Origin of the sequence: Agrobacterium sp. RC10-4-1, from assembly GCF_014138475.1 — a bacterium.
GTDB lineage: Bacteria > Pseudomonadota > Alphaproteobacteria > Rhizobiales > Rhizobiaceae > Agrobacterium > Agrobacterium pusense.
On record NZ_JACJIT010000008.1, the window covers coordinates 258,400 to 274,053 of the forward strand.

General features: G+C 59.1%; 14 protein-coding genes and 1 tRNA gene. 9 read left to right on the top strand and 6 right to left on the bottom strand.

Annotated elements, in window-relative coordinates; translation table 11 throughout:
• The first annotated feature begins 27 nt into the window (after positions 1 to 27).
• From oppB to FHW77_RS21655, 6 genes are all read left to right on the top strand, one after another.
• Positions 28 to 951, top strand: a complete 924-nt coding sequence (oppB, locus tag FHW77_RS21640) for an oligopeptide ABC transporter permease OppB (RefSeq protein WP_004437372.1) — start codon at positions 28 to 30, stop codon at positions 949 to 951.
• Positions 944 to 2,074 (top strand): ABC transporter permease, encoded by a 1,131-nt coding sequence (locus tag FHW77_RS21645; RefSeq protein WP_044459545.1) that lies wholly within the window; start codon positions 944 to 946, stop codon positions 2,072 to 2,074. The genes oppB and FHW77_RS21645 overlap by 8 nt, the downstream gene beginning before the upstream one ends.
• Position 2,075: 1 nt before the next feature.
• On the top strand, positions 2,076 to 3,686 hold the full coding sequence (locus FHW77_RS21650; protein ID WP_182590686.1) for an ABC transporter ATP-binding protein: 1,611 nt from the start codon (positions 2,076 to 2,078) through the stop codon (positions 3,684 to 3,686).
• 589 nt (positions 3,687 to 4,275) lie between these two features.
• Complete coding sequence (locus tag FHW77_RS26775; protein WP_223215480.1) at positions 4,276 to 4,458, top strand: type I restriction enzyme subunit R domain-containing protein; 183 nt, start codon at positions 4,276 to 4,278, stop codon at positions 4,456 to 4,458.
• A complete protein-coding gene (locus FHW77_RS26780) occupies positions 4,458 to 4,670 on the top strand; it encodes a hypothetical protein (protein WP_234942561.1) in 213 nt (70 codons plus the stop codon). The genes FHW77_RS26775 and FHW77_RS26780 overlap by 1 nt, the downstream gene beginning before the upstream one ends.
• Positions 4,671 to 4,736: 66 nt before the next feature.
• Positions 4,737 to 5,546 carry a DUF3387 domain-containing protein gene (locus tag FHW77_RS21655; protein WP_234942560.1) on the top strand — a complete coding sequence of 270 codons (810 nt, stop codon included), beginning with the start codon at positions 4,737 to 4,739 and terminating at the stop codon, positions 5,544 to 5,546.
• A 271-nt stretch (positions 5,547 to 5,817) separates the two neighbouring features.
• Here FHW77_RS21655 and FHW77_RS21660 read toward each other — a convergent pair.
• The 6 genes from FHW77_RS21660 to FHW77_RS21685 form a co-directional block, all read right to left on the bottom strand.
• Positions 5,818 to 5,907 (bottom strand) — tRNA-Ser (locus FHW77_RS21660).
• 197 nt (positions 5,908 to 6,104) lie between these two features.
• On the bottom strand, positions 6,105 to 6,986 hold the full coding sequence (locus tag FHW77_RS21665; RefSeq protein WP_044459547.1) for a dihydrodipicolinate synthase family protein: 882 nt from the start codon (positions 6,984 to 6,986) through the stop codon (positions 6,105 to 6,107).
• On the bottom strand, positions 6,983 to 8,626 hold the full coding sequence (locus FHW77_RS21670) for an ABC transporter ATP-binding protein (protein WP_100911295.1): 1,644 nt from the start codon (positions 8,624 to 8,626) through the stop codon (positions 6,983 to 6,985). The genes FHW77_RS21665 and FHW77_RS21670 overlap by 4 nt, the downstream gene beginning before the upstream one ends.
• Positions 8,619 to 9,542, bottom strand: coding sequence for an ABC transporter permease (locus tag FHW77_RS21675; protein WP_037090460.1), 924 nt, complete (start codon positions 9,540 to 9,542; stop codon positions 8,619 to 8,621). Before FHW77_RS21675 ends, FHW77_RS21670 begins: the two co-directional genes overlap by 8 nt.
• A gap of 15 nt (positions 9,543 to 9,557) precedes the next feature.
• A complete protein-coding gene (locus FHW77_RS21680) occupies positions 9,558 to 10,472 on the bottom strand; it encodes an ABC transporter permease (RefSeq protein ID WP_100911294.1) in 915 nt (304 codons plus the stop codon).
• A gap of 76 nt (positions 10,473 to 10,548) precedes the next feature.
• On the bottom strand, positions 10,549 to 12,057 hold the full coding sequence (locus FHW77_RS21685) for an ABC transporter substrate-binding protein (protein WP_004437354.1): 1,509 nt from the start codon (positions 12,055 to 12,057) through the stop codon (positions 10,549 to 10,551).
• A gap of 320 nt (positions 12,058 to 12,377) precedes the next feature.
• Between FHW77_RS21685 and FHW77_RS21690 the strand changes: the two genes are divergently transcribed.
• Genes FHW77_RS21690 through FHW77_RS21700 form a run of 3 tightly spaced genes read left to right on the top strand, consistent with a single transcriptional unit; the run spans position 12,378 to position 15,651 of the window.
• Positions 12,378 to 13,574: a sialidase family protein gene (locus FHW77_RS21690; RefSeq protein ID WP_182590687.1), complete on the top strand. Its 1,197-nt coding sequence runs from the start codon at positions 12,378 to 12,380 to the stop codon at positions 13,572 to 13,574.
• The gene (gene pdxA / locus FHW77_RS21695; RefSeq protein ID WP_044459553.1) at positions 13,571 to 14,527 is read left to right on the top strand and encodes a 4-hydroxythreonine-4-phosphate dehydrogenase PdxA; all 957 of its coding nucleotides are present in this window, start codon (positions 13,571 to 13,573) and stop codon (positions 14,525 to 14,527) included. The genes FHW77_RS21690 and pdxA overlap by 4 nt, the downstream gene beginning before the upstream one ends.
• On the top strand, positions 14,524 to 15,651 hold the full coding sequence (locus tag FHW77_RS21700; RefSeq protein WP_100911293.1) for an iron-containing alcohol dehydrogenase: 1,128 nt from the start codon (positions 14,524 to 14,526) through the stop codon (positions 15,649 to 15,651). The genes pdxA and FHW77_RS21700 overlap by 4 nt, the downstream gene beginning before the upstream one ends.
• Positions 15,652 to 15,654: the final 3 nt, after the last annotated feature.

Here is a 15,654-nt window from a genome sequence, read left to right on the forward strand (position 1 = left end):
CACCGTGCCATGCCGGAGCCCAAAAACATGATCTCGTTTATTCTGCGCCGTTTGGCGAGCGCCGTGCCGACGTTGTTTATCGTCGTCACGATCTCGTTTTTCCTGATGCGTTTTGCGCCCGGTGGTCCGTTCAATCTCGAACGTCCCCTCCCCCCGCAGACCATGGAAAATCTGATGAGAACCTATCATCTGGATGAGCCACTATGGCGCCAGTATCTCATCTATCTCGGCAATGCCGTCACCGGCGATTTTGGCCCAAGCTACATCTATAAGGACAACACCGTCGCGCAGCTGATCGGCAAGGGCCTGCCTTATTCGCTCGAACTGGGTTGTTATGCTCTGTTGCTGGCTCTGGTGGGCGGCGTGCTCGCCGGCACGCTCGCAGCACTCAGGCAAAACAGCGCTTTCGATTTCTCGATCATGTCAATCTCGACAGTGGGCGTCACCGTCCCGAACTTCGTCGTGGCCCCTGTTCTCACGCTTGTATTTGCCGTGCTGCTCGGGCTTCTTCCGGCAGGCAGCTGGGGTGACGGGTCGCTACGCTACCTCATTCTTCCGATGATCGCACTTGCGCTGCCGCAGCTTGCGGTCATTGCCCGGCTGACGCGCGGTGCCATGATCGAGGCACTGCGAATGGACCACATCCGCACGGCCAAGGCCTATGGCCTTCCCGCGCGCAGCGTCGTCGTTTTCCACGCCATGCGCGCGGCAATGCTGCCGGTCGTTTCCTATCTCGCTCCCTGCGCCGCCGCGCTTTTGACTGGCTCGGCAGTCATCGAAACGATCTTCACCATTCCCGGTGTCGGCCGCTACTTCGTTCTCGGCGCCATCAATCGTGACTATACGCTGGTAATGGGCACCGTTGTTCTCGTCGCCATTTTCGTCATCCTGTTCAATCTAGTCGTCGATATTCTCTACGGCCTTCTTGATCCGAGGGTCAGACATGACTGATAGCCCCGGCACTAACCCTCATTCGCAACAAATCAAAAGCCGCAGCCTGTTCCAGCTGGCAGCCCTGCGTTTCAGACGCAACAAGGCGGCCATGGCGGGTTCCGTCATGTTGCTCCTTATCACTCTGTTCTCGTTCGTCGGGCCTCATTTCCTGGCGCATACCTATGATCAGGTGTTTTCCTCCTATGTCTCGGTGGCGCCCAGTCTCGAGCCACGCCCGGATGTGAATAACCTTCAGGACGTGATGGAGGGTGTTGCGAGCCGGGCCCGCGTCGAGCTGAAGGAATTTGCCGTTGAAGGCCAGACTTTCACGGCGACCATCGCCTCCAGCAGTGCAATCGATCCGCGCGCAACACGCTACTTCGACCGTGCCAATGAATTCAAAAATACCAAGGTGACTGCGACAGAAGACGACGGACGCACGCTGAAGCTGGAAGGCGACGTCAACCGCGAATACTTTTTCTTCGGTACAGATTCCAACGGCCGCGACATGCTTGCGCGCGTCATGCTTGGCGGTCAGATTTCGATTGCGGTCGGTGTCCTGGCGAGCCTCGTTTCCTTGGGAATCGGCGTGGTCTACGGTGCAACAGCGGGCTATATTGGCGGGCGCGTCGACAATGTGATGATGCGCTTCGTCGAAATCCTCTATTCACTGCCCTTCGTGTTTCTAGTCGTTGTTCTGGTCGTCTTTTTTGGCCGCAGCTTCATCCTGATCTTCCTCGTCATCGGCGCGGTGGAATGGCTGGACATGGCGCGCATCGTGCGTGGCCAGACGCTCGCCTTGAAACGACGGGAATTTGTCAGTGCGGCGCAGGCTCTGGGACTAAGCGACTGGCAGATTATCCGCCGTCATATCATCCCCAATACGATCGGACCCGTTGTCGTGTTCGTGACGGTCGTCGTGCCGAAAGTCATTCTTCTGGAGAGCTTCCTGTCCTTCCTCGGGCTCGGCGTTCAGGCGCCGCTGACAAGCTGGGGCGCACTGATTTCCGAAGGTGCCAACAACATCCAGTCAGCCCCTTGGCTTCTGATATTCCCGGCGATTTTCTTCGTTCTGACCCTGTTTTCGCTGAATTTTGTTGGCGATGGGTTGCGTGATGCACTCGATCCCAAGGATCGTTGACATGAAGACGACAACTGACACCATTCTTTCCGTTCGCGACCTGAAGGTCGACTTCAACACACCGGACGGAACCGTCCATGCCGTCAAGGGCATCGACCTTGACGTCAAACAGGGCGAAACGCTCGCTGTCGTTGGCGAGTCCGGTTCTGGCAAAAGCCAGACGATGATGGGCATCATGGGATTGCTTGCATCCAATGGCGCCATCAGCGGCTCCGCGAAATATCGCGGAAAGGAACTTCTTGGACTGCCTGTCGGCGAGCTGAACAAAATCCGTGGCGCGAAAGTCACCATGATCTTCCAGGAGCCGATGACCTCGCTCGATCCTCTCTACCGGATCGGTGCGCAGATTGCCGAGCCGATCATTCACCACCGCGGTGGCAGTAAAAAGGAGGCGCGCGCGCGCGTTCTCGAACTGCTGAGGCTCGTCGGAATTCCGGAGCCCGAGCGGCGTATAGACAGCTATCCTCACGAGCTTTCCGGTGGTCAGCGCCAGCGCGTCATGATCGCCATGGCGCTCGCGAACGAGCCGGACATCCTGATAGCGGATGAGCCGACCACCGCCCTCGACGTTACGATCCAGGCCCAGATCCTTGATCTTTTGAAGTCGCTGCAGCAACGCTTCGGGATGGCGATCGTGCTGATCACGCATGATCTCGGCGTCGTCCGCCACTTTGCCGATCGCGTCGCAGTCATGCGCCGGGGGGAAATCGTGGAGGCTGGGACAACGGAGGATATCTTCGAGCGCCCGAAGGCGGATTATACCCGGATGCTTCTCGATGCCGAGCCCCGAGGGAACAAGCCTGCAGTCAGCCGAGAGGCTCCGATCGTGCTTTCCGGCCAGAACGTAACGATCGATTACACAATTCCGGGCGGCTTCCTGTCGAAATCGAGCAAGTTCCGGGCCGTTGATGGCGTGAACGTCAATCTTCATCAGGGACAGACGATTGGCATTGTTGGCGAATCCGGGTCAGGCAAATCCACGCTCGGTCGCGCTCTGCTGCGCCTGATCCAGGCCGATGGCCGGATTTTTTTCGGAAAACAGGAAATCACCGGGCTTGATCGAAAGGCCATGCGGCCGCTACGGCGGCATCTCCAGCTCGTGTTCCAGGACCCCTATGGTTCGCTTTCGCCGCGACAGACGGTAGGCGAGATCATCACCGAGGGGCTCTTCGTCCACGACCAGGACCTCAACCGTGCGGAACGGGACAGGCGCGCAATCGAGGCGCTGAAGGAGGTGGGCCTCGATCCCGCCGCCCGCAACCGCTACCCCCACGAATTTTCCGGGGGGCAACGCCAACGTATCGCCATTGCCCGCGCCATTATTCTCAAACCAGAGGTCATCATTCTTGACGAACCCACGTCGGCGCTGGACCGGTCCGTTCAGGGTCAGGTTATCGACCTCCTGCGTGATTTACAGAAGGCCCACGGCCTTTCCTACATCTTCATCAGCCACGACCTGTCCGTCATCAAGGCCATTTCGGATTACGTCATCGTCATGAGAAACGGAAAGATTGTCGAGGAGGGAGAGACAAACGCCATCTTCAACCGGCCTTCGGCTGACTACACCAGAACACTGATCAAATCCGCTTTTTCACCCGCCGTCGTGCCGTAGATAAAAAAAGGAGCGCACGCAGACCGCAGCGCCGTAGTCCCGCCCGTGCGAAACCAGTTGCTTTTGGGCAGGTGCTCATCAGGCTATGACGTCCGGCGCGGGTGGCACAGTGCAACATATCGGGGTTCGCACCTCCTTAGTCGCTCAATTGTGAGGCTCGCGACTTGTCAGAGCCTGCCGACCGTTGAGAGGTCGATGCGCTCGTTGCGGGCGTCATTGCAACCGGTATTGAACGCCGGGCACTATCGAGGGTGCTGATTTCGCAAAAACCTCAGGGCGCCTCGCCATTGCGGACGTGCGAGCTGACGACCACGCGTCATTCCTTAGGAGCACAGGAGCCCGTTATTTCCCGCCTGTCGCTGGTCGTCATTTGTTTACTCGCTCTTCGAATGTTCGATGACGTGGAAACGCCAGGAAAGACCGGCAATCGGACCATGCAAACTTCCGCCCTCATCAGCCGTTGAGCGCCACTCGACCGATCAAAGACGATCGTCTTCCCACTCGATGATCGATCGCAAGTATTGCCTGACATAAACTGGCTTCACCCAAGCACCGGATTGATCTAACCTGTTAGCCGACATGACAGTCGATGTGCATCCGGACGGCGAGGGTCGCCAAGGCAATGTCCGGCCGCGACGATCTCGCCAAGCGGGCGCGAAAGGTCGATGATCCGCTGAAACTGGTCATCGTGCGCGACATGTGGCTGACGGGGTTCGATGCGCCCTGCATGCACATGATGTATATCGACAAGCCGATGCGGGTCATGGGTTGATGCAGGCGATTGCCCGCGTCAACCGTGTTTTCAAGGAGAAGCCAGGCGGCCTCCTGGTCGATTACATCGGCATCGCCACCAACCTGAAGAAGGCGCTCCCGCAGTATTCCCAATCCGATCGAGACAAGACGGGGATTGATGAAGAGGAAGCCGTCGCCGTCCTCCTGGAGAAATACGAGATCGTCCGGGGCATGTTCACCGGGCATGACTAAAGCCTGGGTGTCACGGGCAAGCCTATCGAGCGGCTGAAGGCGCTGGCAGACGGCATCGACTGGATCTTGAAGTGGCAGCAGGCGGAAGCAGCAAAAGTCGAAAGCCCAGAGGTCAAGAAACAGGCGCATCGCCGATATCAGGATGCGGTTTTGGAGCTGAGCAGGGCCTATGCCCTTGCCTCCGCCAGCGATGCGGCAACGGAAATTCGTGATGAGGTGTGCTTCTTCCAGGCCGTTCGCGCCGCTCTGGTGAAAACCACGGCTACCGGCAAGATGTCCGACAAGGCCAAATCAATGGCGGTGGAGCAGCTTCTCAACCAGGCCGTAGCCAACGCCGAGATCGTAGACATCCTGAAGGCTGCGGGGCTGCAGTCGCCCGACATCTCTGTTCTCTCTGACCAGTTCCTGATGGACGTCCAGAAGATGGAAAAGAAGAACCTCGCGCTGGAAGCTGTGAAGAAGCTTCTGAACGGGGAGATCAAGAGCCGGTCCAAAACCAACGTCGTTCAGTCCAAGACCTTCTCTCGACGCCTTGAGGAGGCGGTGGCCCGGTATCATGCCAATGCGATTTCGACGGTCGAAATGATTCAGGAACTGATCGCGCTGGCGAAGGAAATCCAAACGGCGACCGCACGTGGTGATGAGCTTGGTCTCTCTCCGGAGGAGATCGCCTTTTATGACGCGCTTGCTGGCAATGAGACGGCCGTCGAGGTCATGGGTAGCGAACAGTTGCGTGTGATCGCCCACGAACTGGTCGAGAACATGCGGGGCTCAGTCACCGTTGATTGGCAACACAAGGCAAGTGCCCGCGCCAGGATGCGCATCCTAGTGAAACGCATCCTCAAGAAGTTTGGATATCCGCCAGACCTGGAATAGGAGGCCATACAAATGGTGCGAGCTACTTTTGCATGAGATAAGTCGAGGCTGAAGAAAACGCCACTGCACTCTTTCGTCAACCAAGAGCGCAAAGCGAACTTTTTCGGGGCCTAGGCACGAAGACTTTACCCACGGTGCGACGTTCGCGACACTTATCTAACAGCCAAGCCAACGATGATGATCCTCACACAACAATTATGTGGGTCATTTTGTGGGGCGAAGGCGCAAATTAATTACAACACATTGATAAAATTACGCTTTTTTGCATCAATGGCGGAGAGGGTGGGATTCGAACCCACGATACCCTTGCAGGTATGCCGCATTTCGAGTGCGGTGCATTCGACCACTCTGCCACCTCTCCGCATGCGCGAACGCTTGCGTTGCGCGCTCCTCTTAAACATCAATGGCCGGGCTGACAAGGGGAATTTCGCGTTTGTGTCACAAATTATTCGTCTTGAACGAGCTCACGGAATGGGGTTGGAGTTTGATTGTTTTTGCCGATATTTACTGATGACACGCCTCGGATTTTGCCAGACGGGTGTGATTGATCGATCAGGTCTACAGGCGCTGATAGCGCCGGAGGATGTCCATGATCCGGTCATCCTGATCAGGATCCGGCAGGAGCGCCGGCTGTCGGCTGGCGCCGACGGAAGGGTCCTGGAGATAAAGCGAACGTTTTACCATGGCCGGCGCGAAACCGAGGGCATAGAGATCGGTGCGGAAAGCCGCATAAATGGCCTGCTGGCGTTCGGCTTCGGCGATGTCGCCGGCGTTGAAAGCATCGAGAATGCCGGCGAGCACATCCGGAAGCGCGTTGCCGAGACCGGAAATGCAGCCTGCCGCACCGTTCTGCAGCGACCACAGAACGAGATGGTCCGGGCCGGAATAGACCTCGAAGCCGGGCACATCCTTCGCCACCCGAAGATAGGCTTCGAGCGTCTGCTGTGCACCGCCGGAATCCTTGATGCCGGCGATATTGCCGTGAGTGGCGAGTTTGCGGGCGGTTTCCGGTTCTATGTGGTTCTGGGTGCGGGCGGGAATGTCATAGAGATAGACCGGCGTGTCGACAGCGTCGGCCACCGTCGAGAAATGGCGGATCAGGCCATCCTGCGTACAGGCGATGAAGAAGGGCGTGATGACGGCGATGCCGTCGACACCGATACGGTCGAAGGATCTCGCGAGCTGCAGGGTTTCGAATGTGGCCGGCATGCCAGCATTCACGATGACCCTGGCGCGGCCGGCCACCTCATCCACCACCTCCTCCGTCAGCCGGATCTTTTCATCATGCGTCAGCGCGGTAAAATCGCCGTTGGTACCGGCGCACATGATGTTGTTGCCGGCGGCTACCTGGCGGCGCACCTGCGCACGCGTCGCCTCATAATTGATGGTTTCGTCTTCATTAAAACAGGTGACGAGCGCAACGAAGGCTTGTTTGCTCATGAAAGAACTCCGCTTGAATTTCCGGTGGCCTGGACAGGCGACGCAGCGTTATGCCCGGCCTCCCTATCGGGGTCGGGGTCGAGACTGGCTGAAAGAAGCGCGCGCGTGTAAGCCTCGCCCGGTGCTTCGAAAATCTGGCGGACGGTGCCGAATTCCACCACCTCCCCGCGCTGCATGACCATGACGTGATCGGCAAAATCCCGCACCACCGGCAGGTCGTGAGCGATGAAGATGAAAGAGAGGCCCATTTCGCGGCGCAGCTTGTCCAGCAGCGCAATGACCTGCGCCTGAACCGAAACGTCGAGTGCAGAAACCGCTTCGTCGCAGATGATGAGCTTCGGCTCCAGCGCCAGCGCCCGGGCAATGGCGATGCGCTGCCGCTGGCCGCCGGAAAACTGATGCGGATACCGGCGCATATGATCCGGTGAAAGACCCACCTGCTGTAGCAATTCGCCAACCCGTTCGCGCCATTTCGCCCTCGGCACTATGTCCGGATGAATGACCCAGGCTTCGGAAATCAGCTGGAACACCGTCATGCGGGGATTGAGCGACTGGGTAGGGTCCTGAAACACCATCTGCAGATCGCGCCGAAGCGCATAAAGCTCCGCTGGCGACAGCCTGAACAGGTCACGCCCCTTCCAGATGGCGCTGCCGGCATCCGGCTCATCGAGCCGCAGCAGGATGCGGGCGAGCGTCGACTTGCCGGAACCGCTTTCGCCGACGACGGCGATGGTTTCTCCGGCCATCAGGTCGAAAGAGACACCTTTCAACGCCTCGAAGGCGCCGTAACGCTTGCGCACATTGCGCACGCTGAGCAATGGCTCACCCGTTGCTTTCGGCTCATGCATCTCGCCCCGGCCGGGGGCGGCGTTGATCAGCTTGCGGGTGTAGGGGTGCTGCGGATTGCTGTAAACCTCGCGAACGGTGCCGGCCTCTACCAGAACGCCCTTCTCCATCACCACGACCCGGTCGGCAATTTCGGCGACTACGCCGAGATCATGGGTAATGATGAGCACTGCCATGCCCGTTTCCCGCTGCAATTCCTTGAGCAGCGAAAGCACCTCCGCCTGCACCGTCACGTCGAGCGCAGTGGTGGGTTCGTCGGCGATCAGAAGATCGGGGCGCAAAGCCAGCGCCATGGCGATCATCACGCGCTGGCGCTGGCCGCCGGAAAATTCATGCGGATATTTCGTCAGCGCCTTGTCAGGATCGGGAATGCCCACACGCGCTATAAGCCGCCTCGCTTCCGCTTCAGCCGCGGCCTTGCCCATGCCATGCGTGGTCATTGCCTCGCGGATCTGCCAGCCAATAGTGTAAACCGGGTTGAGATGGCTGAGCGGATCCTGAAAGATCATGGCCATGCGCCGGCCGTTGATCTCGCGGCGCGCCTCGGTCGGCATGGTCAGCAGGTCCTTGCCGTCGAGCAATATTTCTCCACCGCCGATGCGGCCGGGCGGCATGTCGATGAGGTTCATGATGGCCGACGAGGATACCGACTTGCCGGAACCGCTTTCGCCAAGGATCGCCAGCGTCTCACCTCGGTCGATATGGTAGGAGACATCCTTCACCGCATGCACGACACCGCTTACGGTGTGGAATTCCACGGAAAGATTGCGCACCTCGAGAAGATGGTCAGCCATTTTTACGGCCCTTCATTTCCAGCCGCCAGCGCTGCACCGGGTCGAGCGCGATGCGCAGCCAGTTGGACAGCAGGTTGAGCGACAGGGTGGTGAGAATGATGGCGAGCCCCGGCCAGAAGGACAGCCACCAGGCATTGGTGAGATATTGCCGCCCCTGCGAAATCATCAGGCCCCAGGTGATTTCCGGAGGCTGAATGCCGATGCCGAGGAAGGACAGCGCGCTTTCCGCGAGCATAACATAAGCGAAATCAAGCGTTGCCAAGGTCGTCAGTGTCGGCAGCACCACGGGCAAGATGTGGCGGAAGAGGATGCGTTTTCCCGAAGCGCCCATGACCCTTGCCGCCTGCACGAACATCCGTTCGCGCACCTCCAGCACCTCCGCCCGGGTGGTGCGGATATAAACGGGAATCCGTGTGATGGCGAGTACCAGCATCAGGTTGAGGATGGAGGAGCCCAGCAGATAAAGCACGATGACCGCAATCAGCAGCGATGGAAAGGACATGATCACATCCGCAAGCCGCATGATGATTTGGCCGGTGCGGCTGGAGGAAAAACCGGCGATGAGGCCGAGTACGGTTCCGGTAACGGCGGAGAGAAAAACCGCGCCGGCGGCGATCATCACCGTGTTTTGTGTGGCGGCGACGATGCGCGCGAGAAGCGGGCGGCCGAGTGCATCCGCCCCCAGCCAGAAATACCACTCGCGCTGCCAGTCGAACGGTGCAAGGTTGCGCCCGCGCAGGTTCTGTTTCGTCGCGAGATCGCCGAGCCAGGCCGGGCCGACAAAAGCGAGAATGACGACAATGACGAGAAAGATGGCCGCGCAGAGCGCAAACTTGTCCGCCCACAACATGCGCAGCATGCGGGTTGCGAAAGACGGTTCATCGATGATCTCAGTATCGGCGTTCATAAGGCTCATGGCTGGACGACCTCCTCAGTGCCGGATGCGCGGATCGAGCAGCGCATAGGCGATATCGATCAGAAGGTTCATCAGGAAGATGGCCAACGCCGTGACGAGGATGGCGGCCAGAACGACATTGAAATCCCGCTGAAGGATGGAATCGATCATCAGCTTGCCGACACCGGGGAAACCAAAGATGGTTTCAACCACGACGGCGCCGTTAAGAAGGCTCGCCGCCTGATCGCCGATAACGGTGATCACGGGCAACATGGCATTGCGCAAGGCGTGGATGAAGATGATCGGACCCGATTTCACACCCTTGGCGCGCGCCGTTTTGACATAGGCCGAGGACAGAGCGCCGATCATCGAGCCGCGCACCACCTGCACGATAATGCCGAAGGGGCGCACAAACAGAACCGCGACAGGCAATATCCAGTGCAGCACGGACCCTGTGCCCGACGTGGGCAGCCAGGCCAGGTTGACGGAAAAAACCACGATCGCAACGATCGCCAGCCAGAAATCCGGCACGGATGCCCCGATGAGTGAGATACTCGAAGCGACGCGGTCAAAAAAGCCGCCGGAACGGAACGCCGCGAGCGAGCCGATGATGATGGCCGCCGTGGTGACCAGCGACATGGTGATAACGGCAAGCCAAAGCGTCCAGACGAAAGCCTCCAGCACCACATCCAGCGCCGGGCGCGCCTTTCGGAGGGATTCACCCAGATCACCCGTCATCACATCGCCGGCATAGCGCAGAAACTGCACCATCAGCGGGTCGTTCAAACCGTGCAAGGCGCGAAACTGCTGCTTCAATTCCTCGGACGCTTCCACCGGCAGAAACAGCGCCGCAGGGTCCCCCGTCAGACGGGACAGGAAGAAAACCATCACGATGAGGCCGATCAGGGAGATCAGGCTCGCAAAGGAACGTTTTCGGATGAAGCTCAGCATTGTTGCCTCCGGTTTTTCAATGCGGCGGCGAAGCTTCCGCCGCGCCGCCGCTTCTTCATTGACAGGACGCGGGACCTTATTTGATGCCGATTTCCGAAAGCTGCAGCATCGAGTTGGTGGCAATGGTCGGCTTGAAGTCCAGCCGCTCGGAGACACGGGAGAAACCGACCATGTGGAACAGCAACACATCCGCCACCACGTCATCATGCAGATAGGCGATGAGTTCGGACCAGAGCTTGGCGCGCTCGTCACCCACGGCTGCGGAGGCGCGTTCGATCAGATCATCCACCTTCTTGTCAGAAAAGCCGGACTGGGTACCCTTGGTGGCATATTTGAAGAACATCGTGAAGGACGGGTCGCCCTTGGAATTGTCATGCATGGCGGCGACGATCTGCGGTCCACGGCCTTCCTTGAATGGCTTCGAATAATAGCTTTCGTGCTCGGCCACTTCCACGAATTTCAGGTCGATCTTGAAGCCGACTTCCTGCAATTGCTGCTGGATCGCTTCCATGATTTCGGTAACGTTCGGGAAATTCGCCGTGCGCGCGATGACGGTGATCGGTGTATCCACCTTTACGCCGGCGGCCTTTGCCTCTTCGAGCAGCTTTTTTGCACCCTCAGGGTCATAGGGGAAGACCTTGACGTCGGGATTCCAGCCGAGCGTGGTCGGCGGAACCAGCGCCGTTGCCAGGACCGCTCCTTCGGGAACCAGCGTGCCGAGAAATGCCTGCCTGTCGATGGCAAGGTTAAGCGCGCGGCGCACCCTGACATCGTTCAGAGGCGCGATATTATGATCGAGGCGCATATAGACCGTTTCACTGTCGAGATAGGAAAAATCGGTCTTCGGATTTGTCGCGTCTAGCTGTGAAATGGAGGGGGAGAGATCCGCCTCGCCAGTCTGCACCATGGCGGCCCGCACCGAGGGATCGGCGCGAAAGAGATAGGTCGCTTCCGTGACCTGCGGCTTCTTGCCCCAATAATCATCACGCGACGTCAGTACGATCTGCTGGCCGGGAGTCCAGTTGGTCAGCTTGTAGGGCCCGGTGCCGACAGGCTCGCGGATGAATTCCATCTTGGTTTCTTCGGGAACGATGGTCACGAGCGACATCAGCAGCGGCAGAATCGGCTGGGCCGGATCCGTCTTGAAATCGATCGTATGGTCGTCGACAACCGTCGGCGTCACCGTCATGCCGCCGAAATAGCGACGGGACTCGCAGGCGTTCTTGTCGCTCATGATGCGCTCGAAGCTGTGCTTCACATCCTTGGCGTCAAAATCCGTACCGTCGGAAAATTTCACGCCCTGACGCAGGTGGAAGCGCCAGCTGCCATCCGAGTTCTGCTCCCATTTTTCAGCAAGGCGCGGCTGAACGCCGTTCTTGCCGCGCACATCAAGCTCGGTCAGGGTCTCACTGACATTTTCCATAATGATACGGCCAATGTTGGAGCGCGTGGCCATGCAGGGCTCAAGCAGGTCCGCTTCTTCCGCCAGCACGATCTTGATCGGCCCCGAAGCTGCAAACGCCGGCGAGCCGGCGGCGCTGAGGGAACCCAAAACAAGGGCGCCCGCAATCAATGACTTCTTCATTCCGTTCTCCTCCCAGATCAGAAATTCAGCAACATGGCGGTGGACCGCAAGAGGCAGTTGAAGGCCCCGTCTCCCGCATCGGGGAGCATGGCGTGCGGATGATCATCTCCTCCACCCGTCATCAAAGCATCGACGCTATCGCATTTTTTGTCAATTTATTTTTCCTTACCGATTTCAGATCAGTCTCTGTTTATAATTTTTATTGTTGTAAATCAATATATTAGATATAAAACTGCGAATGAATATCACGATATTTTTTTCATAATAAACTTGACAACTTTTTGAATATGTCATTTTCATCTGCCCAAGAGGAGATCAAGATGACCCCTGATGACATCGCTCAGGCCATGACCGGAGATATCCACGTCACGTCAGAAAAACGGCGTGAAGCCTTTCTGCCATCGCCCATGATCCAGAACCATGCGAGCTTCCTGCATCTTCTGGACGATGGCGTGCTGCTCTGCGCATGGTTCGGGGGAACGCTCGAGGGAAAGTCGGATATTTCCATCTTCGCATCCGTGCTGACGCCCGGAGCCGGACGCTGGGGAGCGCCGCAGCGCCTCAGTCATGATACGGCCCGCTCCGAACAGAATCCTGTTCTTTTCACCGCGCCGGATGGCGCTCTCTGGCTGTTTCACACCGCCCAGCCCTCCGGCAATCAAGATGAGTGCCGCATCCGCATGGCGAAAATCCATCGTAATCGGTCGGAACCGGAGAAGCTCATTTCAGAGGATGGACGATTTCTCGATCTTCCCAAGGCCTGTTTCATCCGCGCGCCGCTGCGCATCCGCGACGATGGAGCATGGCTGTTGCCGATCTTCCGTTGCGTTCAGCGACCCGGACAGAAATGGAACGGCAGCCACGATACGGCAGCGCTCGGCATTTCCACGGACGATGGCGAGACATGGACATTGCAGGAATTGCCGGACTCGATCGGCTGCGTGCATATGAGCCCGGTGGCGGGAACGGACGGGCAACACTCCGCTTTTTTCCGCCGCCGCCAGGCCGATTTTGTCTACCGCACCGAAAGCAAGGATGGCGGTCGCTCATGGTCAAGGCCGCATCCGACCGATGTGCCGAACAACAATTCTTCCATCGCCGTGACAAGGCTCGGTAGCGGCCGGCTGGCAATGATTTGCAATCCCGTCAACGCCGCCCAGTCGAGCGACCGCCGCGCCTCGCTTTATGACGAACTCGGAGAGGACGATGGCAGGCCGGATGCTGATCCAAGCGGCGGATGCGTGCCCGTCTGGGGTGTGCCGCGCGCACCCGTCACAATCTGCCTTTCCGATGACGACGGGCGCAGCTTTCCGACCCGTATCCTGATCGAGGACGGGCCGGGCACGTGTCTGTCGAACGATTCGACAGATGGCCGAAACCTGGAAATGTCCTATCCATGGCTTCTGGAGACACCTGACGGTGCGCTGCACGCAAGCTACACCTATCATCGTCGCGCCATCAAATATGTGCGGCTGGAGCCCGGCTGGGCCGAAACTGCGGACGGGAGAAAAAGATGAGCAATATTATCGGCATCACGATGGGCGATCCTTGCGGGGTTGGCCCCGAGATCACTGTCCGGGCATTTGCTGAAATGTCCGCTTCCGACCAGGCCGCAACGCGGATTTACGGAAACCTCGCCACGCTGGAGGCAGCAAGGCAGGCGCTCGGTCTCGATATCGATCTTGCCCCGCACGTGGCAGACTTGCCCGTTGAGGGTGCGCCTTTGCCCTGGGGCACGCTTTCACCGGTGGCCGGCGACGCCGCATTCCGCTTCATCGAAACGGCTGTGCGGGACGCCGAGGCAGGGCGGATCGGCTGCATCGTCACCGCGCCGATCAATAAGGAAGCGTTGAACCTTGCGGGCCATCATTATGACGGCCACACCGGCATGCTGCGCAGCCTGACAGGTGCCTCGGCCGCTTATATGCTGCTCGCGTCCGAGCGGCTGAAGGTCATTCATGTTTCGACCCACGTTTCGCTGCAGGAGGCCATACGCCGGGCGACGACGGAGCGGGTGCTGGCCACCATTCGCGCCGGCAACGCCCACTTGAAGCGCATCGGCTACGAACGACCCCGCATCGCGGTGGCGGGCATCAATCCGCATTGCGGCGAAAACGGTCTTTTCGGCACCGAGGACGACGATCAGATCGCGCCGGCGGTTGCGGCCGCACGCGCCGAAGGCATCGAGGTACAGGGGCCTGTTTCCGCCGATACCGTATTTCATCGCGCCTATTCAGGCGCTTTCGATCTCGTCGTCGCGCAATATCATGATCAGGGGCATATCCCCATCAAACTCGTCGCCTTTGACACCGCCGTCAATGTCTCCGTCGACCTGCCGATAGACCGTACCTCCGTCGATCACGGCACCGCCTTCGACATAGCCGGCAAGGGCATCGCCAATCACGGCAACATGAATGCGGCCATCGCCTATGCGCGCAAGCTCGTGGCAGGCAAGGGTGGAAAGGGATGAGCACCATGTCTACGGCTCCCATTCTTATCCACCAGCCGCGCAGGCTCGCGGTTGGCGCAGGCACCGTCACGCAGGTTGGTGACTGGGCCGGCAAAACCGCCTCAACACTGGTAATCGCAACGCCGCTGACGGCAAAATTCGCCGAACGTCTGCAACTGCAAGGGCCCTTTGCCGTCTTCGACGCCATTCCGGGTGAGCCGGATACGGCGACACTGGACGCCGCTCTCAACGCGGCGCGCACTGCCAGGCCCGATCTCATCATCGGCCTCGGCGGCGGTTCGGTGATGGATGTGGCAAAGCTTGTCGCCGCATTGTGGAATTCAGATCAGACGCTCGAGGACGTCGCCGGACCTAACAAGGTCGCCCGTCGCGATACGCGCCTCGTGCAGATAGCAACCACGGCCGGCACCGGCTCGGAAGCAGGCATCCGCTCACTGATCACCGATCCCCTCAGGGGCACCAAGATCGCCGTCGAAAGCCCATATCTGATCGCGGATTTCGCTATTCTCGATCCGGAACTCACCTACTCCGTACCATCGGCCGTAACTGCGGCAACAGGCATCGACGCCATGGCCCATTGCGTCGAAGCCTTTACCAACCGCAAGGCCCATCCGATGATTGACGGCTTTGCCCGCATGGGCTTCACGCTGGTCGGGAAATATCTCGCCCGCGCCGTTCGCGACGGATCGGATACGGAAGCGCGGGAAGGCATGATGCTCGCCTCCTATTATGGCGGCATTTGCCTCGGGCCGGTCAACACGGCGGCTGGCCACGCCATCGCCTATCCGCTCGGCACGCGTCTCAGCCTGCCGCACGGGCTGGCCAACGCCATCGTCTTTCCACATGTGCTGGCCTTCAATCAGCCTGCGGTTTCCGCGAAGACGGCGGAAGTGGCCAGAGCGCTGGGGCTTCGTGACCATCTCTCGCCCGGTGATCTGCGCAAGGCAGCAACCGATTTCTGCGCGGCGCTCGGCATCGAAATGTCGCTTGCCAAACACGGAGCAGCCGAGGCCGATCTGACCCGCTATGCCGAGGATGCCCATGCCATCCGCAGGTTGATGGATAACAACCCCGTCGACATGACCCTGCAGGACGTGCTGGGAATTTACCGTCACGCCTACTGAAGC

Bases quoted from the DNA above. Each gene is read 5' to 3' on its own strand.
- FHW77_RS21645 (WP_044459545.1), top strand. From the start codon at position 944: ATGACTGATAGCCCCGGCACTAACCCTCATTCGCAACAAATCAAAAGC.
- FHW77_RS21690 (WP_182590687.1), top strand. From the start codon at position 12,378: ATGACCCCTGATGACATCGCTCAGGCCATGACCGGAGATATCCACGTC.
- FHW77_RS26775 (WP_223215480.1), top strand. From the start codon at position 4,276: ATGTGCATCCGGACGGCGAGGGTCGCCAAGGCAATGTCCGGCCGCGAC.
- FHW77_RS21670 (WP_100911295.1), bottom strand. From the start codon at position 8,626: ATGGCTGACCATCTTCTCGAGGTGCGCAATCTTTCCGTGGAATTCCAC.
- FHW77_RS21680 (WP_100911294.1), bottom strand. From the start codon at position 10,472: ATGCTGAGCTTCATCCGAAAACGTTCCTTTGCGAGCCTGATCTCCCTG.
- FHW77_RS21675 (WP_037090460.1), bottom strand. From the start codon at position 9,542: ATGAGCCTTATGAACGCCGATACTGAGATCATCGATGAACCGTCTTTC.
- FHW77_RS21685 (WP_004437354.1), bottom strand. From the start codon at position 12,057: ATGAAGAAGTCATTGATTGCGGGCGCCCTTGTTTTGGGTTCCCTCAGC.
- pdxA (WP_044459553.1), top strand. From the start codon at position 13,571: ATGAGCAATATTATCGGCATCACGATGGGCGATCCTTGCGGGGTTGGC.
- FHW77_RS21700 (WP_100911293.1), top strand. From the start codon at position 14,524: ATGAGCACCATGTCTACGGCTCCCATTCTTATCCACCAGCCGCGCAGG.
- oppB (WP_004437372.1), top strand. From the start codon at position 28: ATGATCTCGTTTATTCTGCGCCGTTTGGCGAGCGCCGTGCCGACGTTG.
- FHW77_RS21665 (WP_044459547.1), bottom strand. From the start codon at position 6,986: ATGAGCAAACAAGCCTTCGTTGCGCTCGTCACCTGTTTTAATGAAGAC.
- FHW77_RS26780 (WP_234942561.1), top strand. From the start codon at position 4,458: ATGCAGGCGATTGCCCGCGTCAACCGTGTTTTCAAGGAGAAGCCAGGC.
- FHW77_RS21650 (WP_182590686.1), top strand. From the start codon at position 2,076: ATGAAGACGACAACTGACACCATTCTTTCCGTTCGCGACCTGAAGGTC.